General features: G+C 37.0%; 20 protein-coding genes, 1 tRNA gene and 2 other annotated features. All 21 genes read left to right on the forward strand.

The features are described from left to right. Positions 1-116 precede the first annotated feature (116 nt). A complete protein-coding gene (gene gltX, locus TTHE_RS02030; RefSeq protein WP_013296954.1) occupies positions 117-1,571 on the forward strand; it encodes a glutamate--tRNA ligase in 1,455 nt (484 codons plus the stop codon). Continuing rightward, positions 1,568-1,761, forward strand: a binding site (T-box leader). Its footprint overlaps the gene before it by 4 nt. Before the next feature lie 56 nt (positions 1,762-1,817). Further along, entirely contained in the window at positions 1,818-2,489 is a 672-nt protein-coding gene (epsC, locus tag TTHE_RS02035) for a serine O-acetyltransferase EpsC (RefSeq protein WP_013296955.1), read from the forward strand. Further along, positions 2,476-3,870: a cysteine--tRNA ligase gene (gene cysS, locus TTHE_RS02040; protein WP_013296956.1), complete on the forward strand. Its 1,395-nt coding sequence runs from the start codon at positions 2,476-2,478 to the stop codon at positions 3,868-3,870. The genes epsC and cysS overlap by 14 nt, the downstream gene beginning before the upstream one ends. Beyond that, the gene (locus TTHE_RS02045) at positions 3,870-4,283 is read left to right on the forward strand and encodes a Mini-ribonuclease 3 (protein ID WP_013296957.1); all 414 of its coding nucleotides are present in this window, start codon (positions 3,870-3,872) and stop codon (positions 4,281-4,283) included. The genes cysS and TTHE_RS02045 overlap by 1 nt, the downstream gene beginning before the upstream one ends. 14 nt (positions 4,284-4,297) lie before the next feature. After that, positions 4,298-5,044: a 23S rRNA (guanosine(2251)-2'-O)-methyltransferase RlmB gene (rlmB, locus tag TTHE_RS02050; protein WP_013296958.1), complete on the forward strand. Its 747-nt coding sequence runs from the start codon at positions 4,298-4,300 to the stop codon at positions 5,042-5,044. Between the two features lie 4 nt (positions 5,045-5,048). Then, positions 5,049-5,543, forward strand: coding sequence for an NYN domain-containing protein (locus TTHE_RS02055; RefSeq protein ID WP_013296959.1), 495 nt, complete (start codon positions 5,049-5,051; stop codon positions 5,541-5,543). A gap of 79 nt (positions 5,544-5,622) precedes the next feature. Next, the gene (sigH, locus tag TTHE_RS02060; RefSeq protein WP_013296960.1) at positions 5,623-6,267 is read left to right on the forward strand and encodes an RNA polymerase sporulation sigma factor SigH; all 645 of its coding nucleotides are present in this window, start codon (positions 5,623-5,625) and stop codon (positions 6,265-6,267) included. 57 nt (positions 6,268-6,324) lie between these two features. Then, a tRNA-Thr gene (locus TTHE_RS02065) sits at positions 6,325-6,400 on the forward strand. A 70-nt stretch (positions 6,401-6,470) separates the two neighbouring features. Further along, entirely contained in the window at positions 6,471-7,673 is a 1,203-nt protein-coding gene (gene tuf / locus TTHE_RS02070) for an elongation factor Tu (protein ID WP_013296961.1), read from the forward strand. A gap of 113 nt (positions 7,674-7,786) precedes the next feature. Then, positions 7,787-7,936: a 50S ribosomal protein L33 gene (rpmG, locus tag TTHE_RS13890; protein WP_013296962.1), complete on the forward strand. Its 150-nt coding sequence runs from the start codon at positions 7,787-7,789 to the stop codon at positions 7,934-7,936. A gap of 28 nt (positions 7,937-7,964) precedes the next feature. Then, positions 7,965-8,165: a preprotein translocase subunit SecE gene (gene secE / locus TTHE_RS02075; RefSeq protein ID WP_013296963.1), complete on the forward strand. Its 201-nt coding sequence runs from the start codon at positions 7,965-7,967 to the stop codon at positions 8,163-8,165. A 30-nt stretch (positions 8,166-8,195) separates the two neighbouring features. After that, the gene (gene nusG / locus TTHE_RS02080) at positions 8,196-8,723 is read left to right on the forward strand and encodes a transcription termination/antitermination protein NusG (protein WP_013296964.1); all 528 of its coding nucleotides are present in this window, start codon (positions 8,196-8,198) and stop codon (positions 8,721-8,723) included. 26 nt (positions 8,724-8,749) lie between these two features. Next, on the forward strand, positions 8,750-9,175 hold the full coding sequence (gene rplK / locus TTHE_RS02085; RefSeq protein WP_013296965.1) for a 50S ribosomal protein L11: 426 nt from the start codon (positions 8,750-8,752) through the stop codon (positions 9,173-9,175). A 58-nt stretch (positions 9,176-9,233) separates the two neighbouring features. Then, complete coding sequence (gene rplA / locus TTHE_RS02090) at positions 9,234-9,926, forward strand: 50S ribosomal protein L1 (protein WP_041587411.1); 693 nt, start codon at positions 9,234-9,236, stop codon at positions 9,924-9,926. Positions 9,927-9,966: 40 nt separating this feature from the next. Next, positions 9,967-10,084 (forward strand) — a sequence feature (ribosomal protein L10 leader region). 14 nt (positions 10,085-10,098) lie between these two features. Beyond that, complete coding sequence (gene rplJ, locus TTHE_RS02095) at positions 10,099-10,623, forward strand: 50S ribosomal protein L10 (RefSeq protein ID WP_013296967.1); 525 nt, start codon at positions 10,099-10,101, stop codon at positions 10,621-10,623. 29 nt (positions 10,624-10,652) lie between these two features. Next, complete coding sequence (gene rplL / locus TTHE_RS02100) at positions 10,653-11,027, forward strand: 50S ribosomal protein L7/L12 (protein WP_013296968.1); 375 nt, start codon at positions 10,653-10,655, stop codon at positions 11,025-11,027. Positions 11,028-11,313: 286 nt separating this feature from the next. Continuing rightward, on the forward strand, positions 11,314-15,027 hold the full coding sequence (gene rpoB / locus TTHE_RS02105; protein WP_013296969.1) for a DNA-directed RNA polymerase subunit beta: 3,714 nt from the start codon (positions 11,314-11,316) through the stop codon (positions 15,025-15,027). A gap of 26 nt (positions 15,028-15,053) precedes the next feature. Further along, positions 15,054-18,608, forward strand: a complete 3,555-nt coding sequence (gene rpoC, locus TTHE_RS02110) for a DNA-directed RNA polymerase subunit beta' (RefSeq protein ID WP_013296970.1) — start codon at positions 15,054-15,056, stop codon at positions 18,606-18,608. Positions 18,609-18,694: 86 nt separating this feature from the next. Then, positions 18,695-18,940 carry a ribosomal L7Ae/L30e/S12e/Gadd45 family protein gene (locus tag TTHE_RS02115; RefSeq protein ID WP_013296971.1) on the forward strand — a complete coding sequence of 82 codons (246 nt, stop codon included), beginning with the start codon at positions 18,695-18,697 and terminating at the stop codon, positions 18,938-18,940. A 65-nt stretch (positions 18,941-19,005) separates the two neighbouring features. Next, positions 19,006-19,377, forward strand: coding sequence for a 30S ribosomal protein S12 (rpsL, locus tag TTHE_RS02120; RefSeq protein WP_013296972.1), 372 nt, complete (start codon positions 19,006-19,008; stop codon positions 19,375-19,377). A 15-nt stretch (positions 19,378-19,392) separates the two neighbouring features. Further along, entirely contained in the window at positions 19,393-19,863 is a 471-nt protein-coding gene (gene rpsG / locus TTHE_RS02125; RefSeq protein WP_013296973.1) for a 30S ribosomal protein S7, read from the forward strand. Positions 19,864-19,907 lie beyond the last annotated feature (44 nt).

The following is a 19,907-nucleotide window of genomic DNA, read 5'->3' on the forward strand; positions in this document are numbered from 1 at the left end:
TTGCTTGGGGTAGCGCATGCTACCCCTTTGCAAACAATTTTAGTAATGATGTATTGTAAGAATGACATAAAATTTGTATAATGTATATGATGAATACAAAAGATGGAGATGGCTATATGGAGAAAAGAGTTAGATTTGCACCAAGTCCTACAGGTGCGATTCATATTGGTAATATACGTACGGCTTTGTTTAATTATCTATTTTCAAGAAGCGAAGGTGCTAAGCTGATATTAAGGATAGAAGATACGGATTTGACTAGGTCGTCAAAAGATTTTGAAAAGCTCATCTTTAAAGAGTTAAATTGGCTTGGCATTGAGTGGGACGAAGGGCCTGATAAACCTGGTGATTATGGACCTTACAGACAAAGCGAAAGGCTTCATATTTATAGACAATATGCAGAACAACTTATAAAAGAAGGTAAGGCGTACAGATGTTACTGTACACCTGAAGAACTGGATAAAGATAGGGAAGAGTCTGTTAAAAGAGGCGACATACCGAGGTATTCGGGAAGATGTAGACATTTGACTAAAGAACAGGAAGAGGAATACTTAAGACAAGGCAGAAAACCATCAATCAGGTTTATTATACCTGATGATGTTATAATAGCGTTTGATGATATGATAAAAGGGAGAATAGAGATTAAATCAGATACACTGGGTGGAGATATGATAATAGTTAAATCTGATGGCATGCCCACTTACAATTTTGCAGTTGTAATTGATGATACTCTTATGAAGATCTCGCACGTTATAAGAGGGGAAGACCACATTTACAATACACCGAAGCAGCTGCTTATATATGAAGCATTAGGTTTTAAACCGCCCGTATTCGCGCATGCGCCACTCATCTTAGGGCCAGATAGGACTAAGCTGTCAAAGAGGCATGGCAATACTTACATTGGACAGTATAGAGAGATGGGTTATCTTCCTGAGGCCATGTTTAACTTTTTATCGCTTTTAAGCTGGTCGCCTGAGGATAATGTCGAATTGATGTCAAAAGATGAAATAATCAAAAAGTTTAATTTCAATAAAATTCACAGTGCAAATCCTGTGTTTGACATTGAAAAGTTAAACTGGATGAATCAGCATTATATTCAAATGAGTTCTGTAGATAGAATAGTAGACCTAGCAATACCATATTTTAAAGAAGCAGGTTATATCAAAGATGTTGATGATAAGACTTATGAATGGTTAAAAAAGGTAGTGTCTCTTTTCAAAGACGGTCTACATTATGTTGCAGAATTAAAAGACAAAGCGAAAATGTTTTTTGATGATGATATTGAATATGACGATAATCTAAAAGACGATATATTATGTGGCGATGCAATGAAAGTTTTGAAGAGCTTCAAAGAAGAGATCGAAAATATGGAAGATATCAGTGAAGAGTCTGTTAAAACATTGCTTAAGATGTTGCAGAAGAAGATAGGGGTTAAAGGCAAGGCATTTTTCATGCCTATAAGATTTGCTATAACAGGACAGGATCATGGACCAGAACTTGTAATGATAATTCCTCTTTTAGGTAAACAAAAGATATTATACAGGATTGATAAAGCGATGAAATTAATATCGTAAATGTGATGAGTGGGAGAGTAGCATAGTAGATTCCAAAAGAGAGGAGCTGTCATGGGCTGAAAGCAGCTTCTGGATATATTGTGTGAAGTGCACCCATGAGCTATACGCAATTAAGCGTACGGGTATCCGTTATAAATACAAGTGGAGTTTACTCAATCAGAGTGGAACCGCGAGCCCCCTCGTCTCTGGATGATGGGGGATTTTTTTACCATTTATTTAATTTTTTTCAAAGGGAGATTGATTTTAATGTTTAAAACATTGAAGGAGGATATAAAAGTAGTATTTGAAAGGGATCCTGCAGCCAAAAGTGTTTTGGAAGTGGTTTTATGCTATCCGGGATTTCATGCTATAATTATGCATAGAATTGCTCACTATCTATACAATAGGAAACTATTGTTATTATCAAGGCTTATATCGCAATTTAACAGATTTTTCACGGGAATTGAAATACATCCTGGCGCAAAAATAGGTAAGGGATTTTTCATAGACCATGGCATGGGGGTAGTGATAGGGGAGACTACAGAGATAGGTGATAATGTAACACTGTATCAGGGTGTTACACTGGGCGGTACTGGAAAAGATAAAGGAAAAAGGCACCCTACAATAGGAAACAATGTTGTAATAGGAAGTGGTGCTAAAGTTTTAGGTCCTATCAAAATAGGCGATAATACAAAAATAGGAGCAGGTGCTGTTGTACTGCACGACGTTCCGCCTAATTGTACTGTTGTAGGTGTTCCAGGACATTGCGTGAAAAAAGATAATATAAAGGTCAAGTCAGCTTCAAAATTAAATATTGACTTAGAGCACGGTAAGTTACCTGATCCTATAGAGGACGAAATCAGAAGTTTGAGAGCTAGGATAAAGAAACTGGAGTCTTATATGAATAACATGGAGGATGATAGAGATGAAGATATATAATACATTAACGAGAAAAAAAGAAGAGTTTGTTCCTTTAAATGATAATATTGTAAACATGTATGTATGTGGTCCAACTGTGTATAACTTTATACACATAGGAAACGCAAGAGCGTTTATCGTTTTTGATACGGTTAGAAGATACCTTGAATACAAAGGATATAAGGTGAACTATGTACAAAACTTTACTGACATAGATGATAAACTTATCAAAAGGTCACATGAAGAAAATACGACTGTCAAGGAATTGGCTGACAGATATATTGAGGAGTATTTTAAAGATGCGGATAGTCTTGGAATAAAAAGAGCTACGGTTCATCCAAGAGCTACCGAAAACATAGATGATATAATCAATTTTGTAAAAAAATTGATAGATAAGGGATTTGCTTACGTATTAAATGGCGATGTGTATTACGACACAACGAAGTTCAAAGAATATGGTAAGCTTTCGCATAAAAATATCGATGAACTAAAAGCAGGAGCGAGGATAGAAGTAAATGAGGATAAAAAAAATCCAACAGATTTTGTTCTTTGGAAAGCTGCTAAAGAAGGGGAGCCTTACTGGGATAGTCCATGGGGAAAAGGTAGGCCTGGCTGGCACATTGAATGCTCTACAATGTCGACAAAGTATCTAGGGAAAACACTAGACATACATGCAGGAGGTCCTGATTTGATATTTCCGCATCATGAAAATGAGATAGCACAAAGTGAAGCTGCTAATGATGCAGAATTTGCAAGATTCTGGATGCATATTGGATATCTAAATATCAATAACGAAAAAATGTCGAAATCAAAAAATAACTTTTTTACTGTGAGGGATATAACAAGCCAATATGATCCGGAAGTATTGAGATTTTTCATGTTGACATCACATTACAGAAATCCAATAAATTTCAGTCATGACCTTCTAGAACAGTCAAAAAGTGGATTTTTAAGGTTAAGCAATACAGTTGACAATCTTAGACATCTTTTAGATGATGCTTTAGACAGGGAGTTAAGTGATGAGGAAAAAGCATATAAAGAGAAATATGATGAATATAAAAGAAGGTTCGAAGAAGCAATGGACGACGATTTTAATACTGCCGATGCTATTTCGGTTCTTTTTGAGATGGTGAGGGATATTAATACAAATATTGATGGAAATTCTCCTAAAGAATTGATAGAATATATATTAGATATATTTTTAAAACTGTCTTCTGTACTTGGTATATCATATAAAAAGCGTGATTTGCTTGATGATGAAATAAAGAAATTGATAGAAAAGCGAGAGGAAGCTAGAAAGGCGAAAAATTGGGCAGAAGCTGATAAAATAAGAGATGAGCTTAAAAAACAAGGGATAGCATTAGAAGATACTCCTAGTGGAGTAAGGTGGAAGAGGATTTAATGGATAGCTTTATTATAAAAAACAATAAAATACTTTCGAAACAAGAGGTTATGAGCTTATCTCCACTTATAATGGCTTTTATTGGCGATAGCGTTTATGATTTATTCATAAGAACGCACATCGCTGTTAAGGGAAATAGGCCTATAAATAAAATTCATAAAGAATGTGTACAATATGTTAAAGCATCATCTCAGTCAGAAATTTTAAAAAAGCTTTATGATATTTTTGACGAAGAAGAAAAGGACATAATAAGGAGAGGACGAAATGTAAAAAGTGCAACTATTCCAAAGCACGCCGGTATTGAAGAATACCGGCTGGCTACTGCATTTGAGGCACTATTAGGATATTTATATCTTTTAGGAAGATACGATAGGCTAGATGAAATACTTAACTGTGCATTAAATATAATATAAATGAGGGTTAGATTATGAAGGAAAATGAAAATATAATATACGGAAGAAATCCTGTTTTGGAAGCTATTAATAGCGGTCGTGAAATTGAAAAAATATATGTATCGAAAAATGCAAAGGGTAATATCTCTAAGATTATAAAAGCAGCAAGGGATAAAAATATAATCGTTTCTACGACAGATAATGGAACTTTGGATAAACTGTCTAATTATGGCAATCACCAAGGGATTGCAGCTTTATGTTCTTTATACAAGTATTATGAAGTTGAAGACATACTTGAATATGCGGAAAAAAGAGGTGAAAAACCTTTTATTTTGCTATTGGATGGAATCACAGATACACATAATCTAGGTGCCATAATAAGGACTGCGGAAGCTTTTTCTGCTCATGGTATCATTATACCAAAGAGAAGATCCGCTGTTGTCAATAGTACGGTAGTAAAAACGTCAGCAGGCGCAACCGAATACATTAAAATAGTTAAAGTTTCTAATATAAACAATGCTATAAATAATCTTAAAAAGCAAGGTGTTTGGATTGTTGGAAGCAGTTTAGATGCAGACGTCGATTTTCAAAATGTTGATTATACTGGGCCTGTAGCAATTGTAATAGGTAGTGAAGGAAAAGGAATGTCTGAGCTTACACAAAAAAATTGTGATTATATAGCGAAAATACCTATGAGAGGGAATATAAATTCTTTAAATGCGTCGGTTGCGGCTTCTATTTTTATGTATGAGGTTATAAGACAGAGGATGGGTAAGGCGTGATCTGATGTATATGGTGATTGATGGTTACAATATAATAAACAATTGGCAAGATTTAAAGCTTGAAGCTAAAAGCAGTCTTGAAGATGCCAGGCAGAAATTGATAGATATACTTCTAAATTTTAGAGGGTATACAGGATTTAACATAATATTGGTTTTTGATGCAATGTATGTAAAAGGAAGCCAACAAAAGCATGAATATTATAGCGGGCTTGAGGTTGTATATACGAAGGAAGGTGAATCTGCCGATAGTTATATAGAAGGAATCATAAAAGACATAATAAAAAATGATAAGGTTGTTGTTGTAACTTCTGACTGGATTTTACAGCAAGTTGTTTTAGGTCAAGGGGCCATAAGAATGTCAGCTAGGGAATTATACGAAGAATTGAATAATTATTTGGAAAACAAGAAGAAATTATATACAAAAGATGATAAAAAGGATAGTATTGAATCAAGACTTTCTGAAGAAGTTATAAAAAAACTGCGGAAAATGGCTGAATGAAAAAAAATGTTCTTGACTATAATGTACAATAAAAGTATAATTATTATGTGAACTTGGCCTATAAGCGGAGGCGATTTTTGTGAAATCGGGGGCACAAATAGATTTATACAATGTGTTTTCATCAATGGATGAAGGCGATATCGTAGAAGAAGCCCAAAGGGGCAATCAAGCAGCATTAGAGTTTATCATTGATAAGTACTATTCTTTTGTCAAAGCAAAGGCACGTTCCTACTTTTTGGTCGGTGCAGACAAGGAAGATATAGTGCAAGAAGGTATGATTGGGCTGTATAAGGCTATTCGCGATTTCAAAAGTGATAAACTTTCTTCATTTAAAGCGTTTGCGGAACTATGCATAACAAGACAGATGATAACTGCTATTAAGACTGCAACAAGGCAGAAACATATTCCTCTAAATTCTTACGTTTCTCTGAACAAACCTATCTTTGAAGAAGAGTCTGATAGAACTTTGATGGATGTTGTATCGAGTGAGTGTATATCAGATCCTGAGGAGCTAATAATAAACCGAGAGGAATACGTTAACATCGAAAATAAGATTGGAGAAATGCTTAGCGATCTAGAGTGGGAAGTGCTTATATCTTATCTTGACGGCAAATCATATCAAGAAATTGCTGTTGAGTTGAGAAGACATGTAAAGTCAATAGACAATGCCCTCCAGAGAGTCAAGAGGAAGCTTGAAAGGTATCTCGAGATGAGAAATAGTTAACTATTGACATTTTAAAGCTTTTATAGTAAAATTTAAAATCGATGCAAAATAATGATTGCCCACGTAGCTCAGTCGGCAGAGCGTCGCCTTGGTAAGGCGGAGGTCACCGGTTCAATCCCGGTCATGGGCTCCAATTTTATTTTTTTATATTTAAAACAATAGAAACGCGTGGATGAGTTTATTAAAGTAGGAGGAAAAAAGAAATGGCGAAGCAAAAATTTGAAAGAAAGAAACCCCATGCAAACATAGGAACGATAGGGCACGTAGACCATGGCAAAACGACGTTAACATCAGCAATAACAATAGTATTGTCAAAGCAAGGGATGGCACAAGCCACAGCATATGATGAAATAGACAAAGCACCAGAAGAGAAAGCAAGAGGAATAACAATAAACACAATGCACGTAGAATACGAGACAGAGAAAAGGCACTATGCGCATGTAGACTGTCCAGGGCACGCAGACTACGTAAAGAACATGATAACAGGAGCAGCGCAGATGGACGGAGCGATACTAGTAGTATCAGCAGCAGATGGTCCAATGCCGCAGACAAGAGAGCACATCCTGTTAGCAAGGCAGGTAGGAGTACCATACATTGTAGTATTCCTAAACAAAGCAGACATGGTAGATGATGAAGAATTAATCGAACTAGTAGAGATGGAAGTAAGAGAACTATTAAACGAATATGAATTCCCAGGAGACGACACACCGATAGTAGTAGGTTCAGCATTAAAAGCAATGGAATGCGGATGTGGACAAAGAGACTGTCAGTGGTGCGGCAAGATATGGGAATTAATGGATGTAGTTGACAGTTATATACCGACACCAGAAAGAGACGTAGACAAGCCATTCCTGATGCCAGTAGAAGATGTATTCACAATAACAGGAAGAGGGACAGTAGCAACAGGAAGAGTAGAGAGAGGCAAATTAAAAGTAGGAGACGAAGTAGAGATAATAGGCTTATCAGACGAAAGCAAGAAGACAGTAGTAACAGGAGTAGAGATGTTCAGGAAGACATTGGACGAAGCAGAAGCAGGAGATAACATAGGAGTACTGTTAAGAGGAGTAACAAGAGATGAAGTAGAGAGAGGGCAAGTACTGGCGAAACCAGGGTCAGTAAAACCGCACACGAAATTTGAAGGACAAGTATACGTGTTAACAAAGGAAGAAGGCGGAAGACATACACCGTTCTTCAATGGATACAGACCACAGTTCTACTTCAGGACAACAGACGTAACAGGAGTAATAGAATTACCAGAGGGCGTAGAGATGGTAATGCCCGGAGACCATGTAACGATGACAATAGAATTAATAACACCGATAGCAATGGAAGAAGGATTAAAATTTGCTATAAGGGAAGGCGGACACACAGTAGGAGCCGGTGTTGTTTCCAAGATTCTGTCATAAAAAGGGCTGGGTATTTTACCTGGCTTTTTTTGAGTTTATACAATTAGATTGACATAAATTAATATTTATGATAAAGTTTTAAAAGTAGTTTTAAATTCCGGGAGGTGGAATTGTTGCGGGTTAAGATCACATTAGCTTGCACGGAATGTAAGCAAAGGAACTATAACACTACGAAAAATAAGAAAAATGATCCTGATAGGATAGAGCTTATGAAATACTGTAGGTTCTGCAGAAAACATACATTGCATAAAGAGACAAGGTAAAATACATGTTATAAAGGGATGTGATTCGATGGCTGCCGATGAAAGGAGAAAAGCCGGGAAGTTTTTTAGGGAAATTAAAGCCGAGATGAAAAAAGTCACATGGCCAACAAGAAATGATTTACTGGCATATACTGAAGTTGTACTAGTCGTTGTAATAGCATTTACTTTATTAATATTTCTTGCAGACTCGGCCTTTAGCTATCTACTGAAATTAATTATAAAAAGTTAAAGGAGGATGGGGTTAATCCCCAAATCAAAGATGTCTGAAACGAACTCAGCTAAATGGTATGTAGTCCATACTTATTCCGGATATGAGAATAAAGTTAAAGCGAATCTGGAAAAGTCTGTTGAAAATAGAAACCTTCAAAACTTAATACATCAGATTGTAGTTCCGACAGAAAAAGTGGTAGAAATTAAAGACGGCAAAAAGAAGTCTGTTGATAGAAAGGTATTTCCAGGATATGTACTTGTGAAGATGGTCATGAATGACGAATCATGGTATGTTGTTAGGAATACCAGAGGTGTAACTGGCTTTGTTGGGCCTGGGTCCAAACCGGTACCACTTACTGAAGCGGAAGTCAGAAGTTTAGGCATTAAAGAAGCGCAGACGTCAGTAGATATAAAAGTAGGCGATAGTGTTAGAGTTATTGCCGGACCACTTGAAAATTTCATCGGTGTTGTTGAAGAGATTTACCTTGACAGACAAAAGGCTAAAGTTTTGATTTCGATGTTTGGGAGAGAGACTCCAGTCGAATTTGACTTTGTCCAGATTCAAAAAATTCAATAAAATGACATAAATTAGGAGGTGTAAACATGGCTAAAAAAGTTGCTGCAGTGGTAAAGATACAGTTACCTGCAGGAAAGGCTACACCAGCTCCACCAGTAGGTACAGCACTTGGACCACATGGTGTCAACATAATGGGCTTCTGTAAAGAATTCAATGAAAGGACAGCTAAACAAGCTGGTTTGATCATTCCTGTAGTTATTACAATATATGCTGATAGATCATTTTCTTTCATCACAAAGACACCGCCTGCGGCTGTGCTTCTAAAAAAAGCGGCTGGCATTGAAAGTGGTTCACCACAGCCAAATAAGCAAAAAGTTGCAAAGATAACAAAAGATAAAGTCAGAGAAATAGCTGAACTAAAGATGAAAGATTTGAATGCATCAGATATTGAAGCTGCTATGAGAATGATAGCTGGTACTGCTAGAAGCATGGGTATTGAAATTGAGCAATAGATGTTTTTTAGTGGGAGGACGAATGTCCGAAAAATACCACAAGGAGGTAAAGAATAGAATGAAACATGGAAAAAAATATTTAGATAGTGTCAAATTGATAGACTCTACAAGATTGTATGATGCAAATGAGGCTGTAGATTTAGTTTTAAAGACTGCTAAAGCTAAGTTTGACGAAACTGTTGATTTGTCTGTAAGACTTGGCGTAGATCCGAGGCATGCTGATCAACAGGTTAGAGGAACTGTAATATTGCCTCATGGAACTGGTAAAACAGTTCGCGTTTTGGTTTTTGCAAAAGGCGATAAAGCGAAAGAAGCTGAAGCTGCTGGTGCAGAATATGTTGGTGCAGAGGAACTTGTTTCAAAGATACAAAATGAAAACTGGTTTGACTATGATGTTGTTATAGCTACACCAGATATGATGGGTGTTGTGGGTAGACTTGGTAAGGTTTTAGGACCAAAAGGTTTGATGCCAAACCCAAAAGCTGGTACTGTTACATTTGATATTGAGAAAGCAGTAAAAGATGTTAAAGCTGGTAAAATTGAGTACAGAGTAGATAAAAATTCAATAATACATGTGCCGATTGGGAAAGTATCTTTCGGACAAGAGAAATTAGTGGAAAATTTAAAGACGATTATGGATGCTATAATAAGATCAAAACCTGCAGCTGCGAAAGGACAGTATTTAAAGAGCGTTGTTCTTTCGTCAACAATGGGACCAGGAATAAAGGTTAATCCACAAAGAATCTTATAAAAACTGTTGACATAACAACACAGTAATGATATACTCTTAAAGTAAAATTGAAAACTTACCGTAGACAGTAGGTGTGGCAACACGTAAATCCTACCGAGGTTTTTGATAAAGTAAAAAAGGATCCTCATGTCTACGGGGGATCCTTTTAATATTATGGACGGGAGGTGTAAGTTTGAGTACAGCTAGGGAAGCTAAGGAAAAAGTCGTTAGTGAATTTAAAGATAAACTAGGAAGAGCACAATCCATCATATTTACTAGTTACAGTGGCTTGACAGTTGAGGACGATACCGCTTTAAGGAGAAAATTTAAAGAAGCGAATGCAGAGTATAAAGTCTACAAAAATACTTTGATGTGGCGTGCAGCGCAAGAATTGGGATATAACGACTTAAAGAAGTACTTAGAAGGACCAACATCGGTATCTTTTGGATACGATGATCCTGTTACACCTGCAAAAATTTTAGTTGAATTTTTGAAGAACAATAAAGGACTTGAATTAAAAGCAGGTATTGTTGATGGAAAGCTGGTTGGTCCAGAAGAAATTAAAGCATTATCAGAATTGCCATCAAAAGAAGAACTCATTGCAAAAGCACTTGGCAGCATGAAGGCGCCTATAAACAATCTTGTGTATGTATTATCTGGTACATTAAGAAGTCTCGTAATAGCTTTAAATGCTGTTAAAGAGAAAAAAGAAGCATAATAAAAAATTTTTAAATGGAGGTATTTGTAATGAATAAGGAAGAAATTTTAGAAGCTATAAAAAGTATGACAGTTTTAGAATTAGCTGATTTAGTAAAAGCTCTTGAAGAGGAATTTGGAGTATCTGCAGCAGCACCTGTTGCTGTAGCAGCAGCACCTGCAGCTGGCGCGGCAGCAGCACCTGCAGAAGAAAAGACAGAATTTGACGTTATATTAACAGATGTAGGTTCAGAAAAGATTAAGGTAATAAAAGTAGTCAGAGAAGTTACAAATCTTGGCTTGAAAGAGGCAAAAGACCTTGTTGAAGGTGCTCCAAAGCCAATTAAAGAAGGCGTAAGCAAGGATGAAGCAAATCAAATAAAGGCAAAATTCGAAGAAGTTGGAGCAAAAGTAGAAATAAAATAATTAAAAATAAAATTCGACTTAAGAAAAAAAGCATTCGAAAGGATGCTTTTTTTCTTTCCAATGAATGTTTTCTTATTGACATGGTTTTGCTATTGTGGTAATATTATATATTGCATTAACAGTGTCATTTTATTACATAAAATGAAGTACGAAACAATAAAATTTTTATGAACATGTAAATAATAGAATATTTGTATGTATTCTGGCAAATAATAATTATGTCTTTCTGTAAATTATCCAAAAGCTTTCTCTTTTGGTTATTTTAAATTTATAAGGGGTGAAGTGGATGTTACATCCTGTTGATGCCGGCTATAAGAAGCGTATGAGCTTTGCAAGGATTGAAGAAGTCTTGGAAATGCCTAACCTTATTGAGGTGCAAAAAAATTCGTACAAGTGGTTTCTTGAAGAAGGTTTAAGGGAAGTTTTCCGAGATATTTCTCCAATTGAGAGCTTTACCGGCAATTTGTCTTTGGAATTTCTTGACTATAAGCTTGATGACAATCCTAAATACTCTGTAGAGGAGTGCAAAGATAGAGACACGACATATGCTGCACCTATGAAAGTAAAAGTAAGACTGACTAATCGGGATACAGGAGAAATCAAGGAATCGGAAGTTTTCATGGGTGATTTTCCTTTGATGACAGATAAAGGCACCTTCATAATAAATGGTGCAGAACGTGTTATTGTAAGCCAATTGGTGAGGTCGCCAGGCGTATATTACGAACAACAGTTTGATAAATTAGGGAAGAAACTCTTTTTTGCAACTGTTATCCCCAATAGAGGAGCTTGGCTTGAATACGAAGAAGATTCTAATGATATTTTTTCTGTAAGAATAGATAGGACAAGGAAAGTTCCAATTACTGTATTTTTAAGAGCGCTGGGCTATGGAACAGATGCTCAGATTCTCGATCTTTTTGGGGAAGATGAAAGGATAAAAGCTACACTTGACAAAGATACTACGAAATCTGAAGAAGAAGGCTTGCTTGAAGTCTATAAAAGATTGAGACCCGGTGAGCCTCCTACAGTTGACAGTGCTAAAAGCCTTTTGTATTCTTTGTTTTTTGATCCAAAAAGATATGATCTTGCTTATGTTGGACGCTATAAATTCAACAAAAAACTTGCATTAAGTTCTAGATTGACAAATCAAAAGGCAGCTACAAATATTGCTAATCCTATAACAGGTGAAATTATAGTTGAAGAGGGGCAAAGAATATCAAGAGAGACGGCTAAAAAAATACAAGATTGTGGTATAAATGTAGTTGAAGTGCTAGTAGAAGGAAGACCAATAAAGGTTATTGGCAATAATACTGTTGATATTAACGAATACCCTCTTCCTTTTGACGTTTCTGATTTAAACATTAAGGAAAAAGTTCAATTAGGAGTTTTAAAAGAAATACTTAGTAATTTTACAAATGAGGATGAAATAAAAAATGAAATAAAACGCAGAATGGATGAATTGATACCTAAGCATATAACTAAAGATGATATAATTGCTTCTATAAATTACAATTTGAATCTTTCATTTGGAATAGGATTTGTAGATGATATTGATCACCTTGGAAATAGAAGGCTGAGATCTGTTGGCGAATTGCTTCAAAATCAGTTTAGAATTGGCCTATCAAGAATGGAAAGAGTAGTTAGAGAAAGAATGACAATACAGGATGTCAGTGAGATAACTGCTCAAAATTTGATAAACATAAGGCCTGTTGTTGCTGCAATTAAAGAGTTTTTTGGAAGTTCACAGCTTTCACAGTTTATGGATCAGACTAATCCCCTTGCAGAGCTGACACATAAAAGAAGATTAAGTGCATTAGGTCCAGGAGGACTGAGCCGTGAGAGAGCCGGAATGGAGGTTAGGGATGTTCATCATACACATTACAGCAGGATGTGCCCTATAGAAACGCCTGAAGGTCCAAACATAGGACTTATTGGTTCCCTTGCTACATATGCACGGATAAACGAATATGGATTTATTGAAGCTCCGTACAGAAAAGTTGATAAAGCTACAGGTAGAGTTCTCAATGAAATTGTCTATATGACTGCAGATGTAGAAGATGAATATGTAATAGCGCAGGCAGACGAACCCCTTGACGAGGAAAATAGATTTGTAAATGAAAGAGTTACAGTCCGTTCAAAAGATGATATATTATCAGTGCCGAGAGAAGAAGTAGATTTTATGGATGTTTCACCTAAGCAAGTGGTGTCTGTTGCAACGGCTATGATTCCCTTCCTTGAAAATGATGATGCTAACAGAGCATTGATGGGGTCAAACATGCAAAGACAAGCTGTTCCACTTCTTGTGCCACAGGCTCCTATTGTTGGAACTGGTATCGAATATAAAGCTGCGAGAGATTCGGGTGTTGTGAATATTGCAAAAAATAGCGGTGTAGTAGAGAGGGTAACTGCAGATAAAATAGTGATAAGAACAGATGACGGGAGACGTGACGAATACGAGCTGCTTAAATTTAAGAGATCCAATCAGGGAACTTGCATAAACTGTAGGCCTATAGTAAATGAAGGAGATCGAGTTGAAAAAGGACAGGTTATAAGTGATGGTCCTTCAACTGAGTTAGGCGAAATTGCCCTTGGGCGAAATGTGCTTGTTGGGTTCATGCCGTGGGAAGGTTATAACTACGAAGATGCAATTTTAATTAGTGAAGAGCTTGTGAAAGATGATGCTCTTACGTCTATTCACATTGAAGAATATGAATCGGAAGCTAGAGACACAAAATTAGGACCTGAAGAGATAACGAGAGATATACCAAATGTTGGTGAAGAGGCATTAAAAGACCTTGATGAACGTGGAATCATACGTATTGGTGCAGAAGTTACAGCAGGTGATATTCTTGTTGGAAAGGTAACACCAAAAGGTGAAACGGAACTGACTGCTGAGGAAAGACTTTTAAGGGCCATATTTGGAGAAAAAGCAAGGGAAGTTAGAGATACATCCCTAAGAGTACCACATGGTGAAGGTGGAATAGTAGTAGACGTCAAAGTATATACGAGAGAAAATGGTGATGAGTTGCCACCTGGAGTAAATGAAATGGTTAGGGTGTTTATCGCTCAGAAAAGGAAAATATCTGTTGGTGACAAGATGGCAGGTAGGCACGGAAATAAGGGTGTTGTTTCAAGGATACTTCCGGTTGAAGATATGCCTTTCCTGCCTGATGGTACGCCACTGCAGATTTGCTTGAATCCTCTTGGAGTTCCTTCTCGTATGAATATAGGTCAGGTACTGGAAGTTCACTTAGGACTTGCAGCAAAAGCTTTAGGTTGGTATATGGCTACACCAGTTTTCGATGGAGCTCATGAGGAAGATATACAAGAGCTACTTGAAAAAGCAGGGTTCTCACCGGATGGAAAGATTCAACTGTATGACGGAAGGACTGGTGAGCCATTTGACCATCCAGTTACGGTTGGGTACATGTACATGCTAAAGTTACACCATCTTGTAGATGACAAAATGCATGCAAGATCTACAGGACCGTATTCATTGGTTACACAGCAGCCACTTGGTGGTAAAGCACAATTTGGTGGTCAGAGATTTGGTGAGATGGAAGTATGGGCACTTGAAGCATATGGTGCAGCACATACTTTACAAGAGATACTTACCGTTAAATCTGATGATATAACAGGTCGTGTAAAAACCTATGAATCTATAGTTAAAGGTGAAAATATACCAGAACCTGGTGTTCCAGAATCGTTTAAGGTTCTGGTAAAGGAATTGCAAAGTCTTTGCCTTGATGTGAAAGTATTGACTGAAGATAATCAGGAAGTAGCATTAAAAGAATTTGAAGATGAAGATGATGATGATATTTCAGAAGATACAATAAATATAAATATCGAGGGAAGAGAAGATGCACCGGAAGAAGTAAATTATGGTGAAGAATTTAATGAAGATTACGATGAAGATAAAGACAGCTTAGATGATTTAAACTTTGAACCTAGTGATATAGATTTTGGTGATAGCGACAGCTTTGATGATGATTATGATATATAAAATTATTATGAAGGGAGCGAAACTCCTTGTTTGAGCTTAAAAATTTCGATTCAATGAAAATAGGTCTTGCTTCACCAGAAAAGATTAGAGAATGGTCAAGAGGTGAAGTAAAAAAGCCTGAAACTATAAACTATAGGACATTAAAACCTGAGAGAGAAGGATTGTTTTGCGAAAAAATATTTGGACCTACTAAAGATTGGGAATGCCATTGTGGTAAATATAAAAGAGTGAGGTACAAAGGTGTTATATGTGACAGATGTGGCGTTGAAGTAACGAGATCAAAAGTTAGGCGTGAAAGGATGGGACATATTGAGCTTGCTGCCCCTGTTTCACATATATGGTATTTCAAAGGGATACCTAGCCGTATGGGATTAATACTTGACATGTCACCAAGAGCACTTGAAAAAGTTTTGTATTTTGCATCATATGTTGTGATTGATCCTGGTGAAACAAATCTATCTAAAAAGCAGCTTCTAAGCGAGAAGGAATACCGCGAATACCTTGATAAATATGGAAATAAGTTTAAAGCCGGGATGGGTGCTGAATCAATAAAGGAACTTTTACAGGAGATAGACCTTGAAAAATTATCAAAGGAATTAAAAGCTGAAATCAGGGAATCTACTGGTCAAAAACGCGTTAGAGCAATAAGAAGACTTGAAGTTGTGCAAGCATTTTTGGATTCTGGGAATAAACCTGAGTGGATGATATTAGACGTCATACCTGTTATTCCACCTGATTTAAGACCAATGGTTCAACTAGATGGTGGACGATTTGCGACATCGGATTTAAATGATCTTTATAGAAGGGTTATAAATAGAAATAACAGGTTAAAGAGGTTGCTTGATTTAGGTGCACCGGATATTATAGTTAGAAATGAAAAAAGAATGCTTCAGGAAGCTGTAGACGCACTCATAGACAATGGCAGGAGAGGAAGACCAGTAACGGGTCCAGGCAATAGGCCACTTAAGTCATTGTCAGACATGCTAAAAGGAAAACAAGGGAGATTTAGGCAAAACCTTCTAGGTAAGAGGGTTGACTATTCTGGACGTTCTGTTATTGTCGTAGGACCTGAACTTAAGCTTTACCAATGCGGTCTTCCTAAAGAAATGGCTCTTGAGCTTTTTAAACCATTTGTTATGAAAAGGCTTGTTGATAAAGGAATTGCACAGCATATAAAAAGCGCAAAGAGAATGGTTGAGAAAGTGCGCCCGGAAGTGTGGGATGTTTTGGAAGATGTCATAAAGGAGCACCCCGTTCTATTGAACAGAGCACCTACATTGCATCGTTTAGGTATTCAAGCATTTGAGCCTGTATTGGTCGAAGGCAGAGCCATAAAGTTGCATCCATTGGTATGTACGGCTTATAATGCCGACTTTGACGGTGATCAGATGGCTGTTCACGTTCCATTGACTGTTGAGGCACAGGCAGAGGCAAGATTCTTGATGTTGGCTGCTAACAACATATTAAAGCCTCAGGATGGAAAACCTGTTATGACACCTACACAGGATATGGTTCTTGGATGTTACTATTTAACAGGTGATGAAGACGGCGTCAAGGGTGAAGGCAGAATATTTAAAGATTATGAAGAAGCATTGATGGCGTATCAATTAGGTCAAATAAATATTCATGCTAAGATAAAAGTAAGGATGAAAAGAGAAGTCAATGGCGAGATTAAGTCCAAAATCATAGAGACTACTATTGGAAAGCTCATATTTAATTCTGCTATACCTCAGGATTTGGGTTTTGTGGACAGGACAAATCCTGATACCATGTTTGATTTAGAAATATCAACTCTTGTTGACAAATCAAAATTGGGAAAAATATTAGATAGAGTGTACAGGGTGCATGGTCCAACAAAGACAGCTGAGACGCTGGATAAAATCAAAGCATTAGGTTATAAATATTCTACAAAGGCTGCATTGACTGTCAGTGTATCTGATATGGTTATACCTGAAGAGAAAAAGACTCTTTTAAATGAAGCGGATGAAGCAGTGAAGAAGATAGATGCCCAGTTTAGGCGTGGTCTTATTTCAGAAGAAGAGAGATATGAAAGCGTAATTAGAACTTGGAACATGACGACAGAAAAAGTAAGCGATGCTCTGATGGCAAACCTAGATAAATTTAATCCTATATTTATGATGGCGCATTCAGGAGCTAGAGGTAGTAAAAACCAAATAAAGCAGCTAGCCGGTATGAGAGGCTTGATGGCAAATCCGGCAGGAAGGATAATCGAACTTCCTATAAGATCCAACTTTAGAGAGGGCCTCAATGTGCTAGAATTCTTCATATCTACACATGGCGCAAGAAAGGGTTTGGCTGATACGGCCTTGAGGACCGCTGACTCAGGGTATTTGACCCGTAGGCTTGTGGATGTTAGCCAAGATGTGATTATCAGAGAAGATGATTGTGGAACAGATGAAGGAATATATGTAAGTGAGATTAAAGAAGGAAATGAAGTAATAGAAAAGCTTTCTGACAGGTTAAGTGGAAGGGTATCGTTAGAAGATATAAAAGATCCTAATACTGGCGAAGTAATAGTAAAGAAAAATACAATGATATCAGAGCAAGATGCTGAAAAAATTGAGGAGTTAGGAATTAAGAGAGTTAAAATAAGATCACTTCTAACATGTAAATCTAAGCATGGCGTTTGCAGGATGTGCTACGGCAGGAACTTAGCGACTGGTTCACAAGTCGAAATTGGTGAGGCTGTCGGCATAATTGCAGCACAAGCTATTGGCGAGCCTGGTACACAGCTTACCATGAGAACATTCCACACCGGCGGTGTTGCTGGTGCCGATATTACACAAGGTTTACCGAGAGTCGAAGAGCTTTTTGAAGCAAGGAAACCGAAGGGGTTAGCTGTGATTTCTGAAATACCAGGTGTTGTGAAAATAAATGAGACGAAAAAGAAGAGGGAAGTCGTAATTACAGATAACGAAAATAATATTTCAAAGACATATCTCATACCTTATGGATCGAGGTTAAAAGTTCAGGATGGACAATACATTGAAGCGGGCGATGAACTAACAGAAGGGTCTGTAAATCCGCATGATATTTTGAAGATAAAAGGTTTGTTTGCGGTTCAGACGTATTTGTTACAAGAGGTTCAAAAAGTATACAGACTACAAGGTGTTGAAATAAATGACAAACATATTGAAGTTATAATCAGACAGATGATGAGGAAGATTAAAGTTGAGGATTCTGGAGATACATCAATGATGCCTGGTGAGCTTGTGGATATGTTTGCGTTTGAAGAAGAAAACAGGAAGGTTCAGGAAAAAGGATTGAGGCCAGCTACTGGCACTAGGGCACTTTTAGGTATTACAAAAGCTGCACTGGCAACAGATTCTTTCTTATCTGCTGCATCTTTCCAAGAGACTACAAGGGTTTTGACTGATGCCGCAATAAAAGGAAAAGTTGATCCACTTATTGGTTTAAAGGAAAATGTTATTATAGGTAAGCTGATCCCAGCAGGGACTGGTTTATCAAGGTATAGAAACATAGTTGTAAAATCCGTCGATGAAGTAGGCAATGAGGTCAGTGAAGCAGAAGATAATAATGCAGAAGTTAATGTAAAATAATATCTATTATTGACAGAGTTTGACCTTAATGATAAAATATTTAAGTGTGTTAAAAACTACTTCCAAGTAGGGAGGAGAAGAACTTAATGGGTTCAAGTAAAAGCGGTTCTTCTAAATTAGTGATAGGGGCGAAGCAGACATTTAAGGCTGTAACAAATGATAAAGCTGCTAAGGTATACATTGCTCGGGATGCTGAAGAACACGTTACAAAAAAAATCATTGATGCTTGTAATTCAAAATCTATCGATATAGTTTATATAGACACAATGAAAGAACTAGGAGATATGTGTGGCATTGATGTAGGAGCAGCGACTGCTGCTGAGTTAAAGTGAGAAATGATTAGATTTATCCCCTATATAGGGGATAAATCTTCTAAATATTGGAAGGAGGTGTAAGGATGCCGACAATTAATCAGTTAGTGAGAGAAGGAAGAAAAAAGGTTAAATATAAATCCACATCCCCAGCATTAAAAGGCAATCCTCAGAAGAGGGGTGTTTGCACAGTTGTTAAGACAACAACACCAAAGAAACCAAACTCAGCGTTAAGGAAGATAGCCAGAGTAAGGCTTGTAAATAATACTGAAGTCACTGCATATATCCCGGGTATAGGTCATAATCTGCAGGAGCACTCTGTTGTTCTTATAAGAGGTGGAAGAGTAAAGGATCTACCTGGTGTTAGATATAAGATTATAAGAGGAACGCTTGACGCAGCTGGTGTTGCTAACAGAAAACAAGCTCGCTCACAGTATGGTGCTAAGAAACCTAAATGATAGGAGGGATAGTGAATGCCTAGAAAGGGCTATGTAGCAAAACGTGATGTTCTACCAGATCCAGTTTATAATAGCAAGAAAGTTACAAAGTTGATAAATAAAATAATGTACAGTGGCAAAAGAGGTATAGCTCAAAAGATATGCTACGGTGCATTTGACATAATAAGAGAAAAAACTGGTAGAGATCCACTGGAAGTTTTTGAAGAAGCATTAAATAATGTTATGCCTGTTCTTGAAGTAAAACCAAGACGTGTTGGTGGTGCTACTTATCAAGTACCTGTCGAAGTTAGGCCTGAGAGAAGACAGACACTTGGAATAAGGTGGATCATAGAATTTGCAAGAAAGAGAAGCGGAAGGACAATGATGGAAAAATTAGCGGCGGAAATTATGGATGCTGCAAATAATACAGGTGCTAGTGTTAAGAAGAGAGAAGATACACATAAAATGGCTGAAGCAAATAAAGCATTTGCACATTACAGATGGTAATGATGCTGATGGTAGTGTGTATTATATGGGCAGGAAAGGAGGAT

This window comes from Thermoanaerobacterium thermosaccharolyticum DSM 571, assembly GCF_000145615.1.
Taxonomy (GTDB): domain Bacteria; phylum Bacillota; class Thermoanaerobacteria; order Thermoanaerobacterales; family Thermoanaerobacteraceae; genus Thermoanaerobacterium; species Thermoanaerobacterium thermosaccharolyticum.

What these genes read in the sequence shown, in the direction of transcription:
- rpsG (WP_013296973.1), top strand. Translation starts at nt 19,393, where the DNA reads ATGCCTAGAAAGGGCTATGTAGCAAAACGTGATGTTCTACCAGATCCA.
- TTHE_RS02115 (WP_013296971.1), top strand. Translation starts at nt 18,695, where the DNA reads ATGGGTTCAAGTAAAAGCGGTTCTTCTAAATTAGTGATAGGGGCGAAG.
- epsC (WP_013296955.1), top strand. Translation starts at nt 1,818, where the DNA reads ATGTTTAAAACATTGAAGGAGGATATAAAAGTAGTATTTGAAAGGGAT.
- tuf (WP_013296961.1), top strand. Translation starts at nt 6,471, where the DNA reads ATGGCGAAGCAAAAATTTGAAAGAAAGAAACCCCATGCAAACATAGGA.
- rlmB (WP_013296958.1), top strand. Translation starts at nt 4,298, where the DNA reads ATGAAGGAAAATGAAAATATAATATACGGAAGAAATCCTGTTTTGGAA.
- gltX (WP_013296954.1), top strand. Translation starts at nt 117, where the DNA reads ATGGAGAAAAGAGTTAGATTTGCACCAAGTCCTACAGGTGCGATTCAT.
- rplL (WP_013296968.1), top strand. Translation starts at nt 10,653, where the DNA reads ATGAATAAGGAAGAAATTTTAGAAGCTATAAAAAGTATGACAGTTTTA.
- TTHE_RS02055 (WP_013296959.1), top strand. Translation starts at nt 5,049, where the DNA reads ATGTATATGGTGATTGATGGTTACAATATAATAAACAATTGGCAAGAT.
- cysS (WP_013296956.1), top strand. Translation starts at nt 2,476, where the DNA reads ATGAAGATATATAATACATTAACGAGAAAAAAAGAAGAGTTTGTTCCT.
- secE (WP_013296963.1), top strand. Translation starts at nt 7,965, where the DNA reads ATGGCTGCCGATGAAAGGAGAAAAGCCGGGAAGTTTTTTAGGGAAATT.
- rplA (WP_041587411.1), top strand. Translation starts at nt 9,234, where the DNA reads ATGAAACATGGAAAAAAATATTTAGATAGTGTCAAATTGATAGACTCT.
- rpoB (WP_013296969.1), top strand. Translation starts at nt 11,314, where the DNA reads ATGTTACATCCTGTTGATGCCGGCTATAAGAAGCGTATGAGCTTTGCA.
- nusG (WP_013296964.1), top strand. Translation starts at nt 8,196, where the DNA reads ATGTCTGAAACGAACTCAGCTAAATGGTATGTAGTCCATACTTATTCC.
- rpsL (WP_013296972.1), top strand. Translation starts at nt 19,006, where the DNA reads ATGCCGACAATTAATCAGTTAGTGAGAGAAGGAAGAAAAAAGGTTAAA.
- rplK (WP_013296965.1), top strand. Translation starts at nt 8,750, where the DNA reads ATGGCTAAAAAAGTTGCTGCAGTGGTAAAGATACAGTTACCTGCAGGA.
- TTHE_RS02045 (WP_013296957.1), top strand. Translation starts at nt 3,870, where the DNA reads ATGGATAGCTTTATTATAAAAAACAATAAAATACTTTCGAAACAAGAG.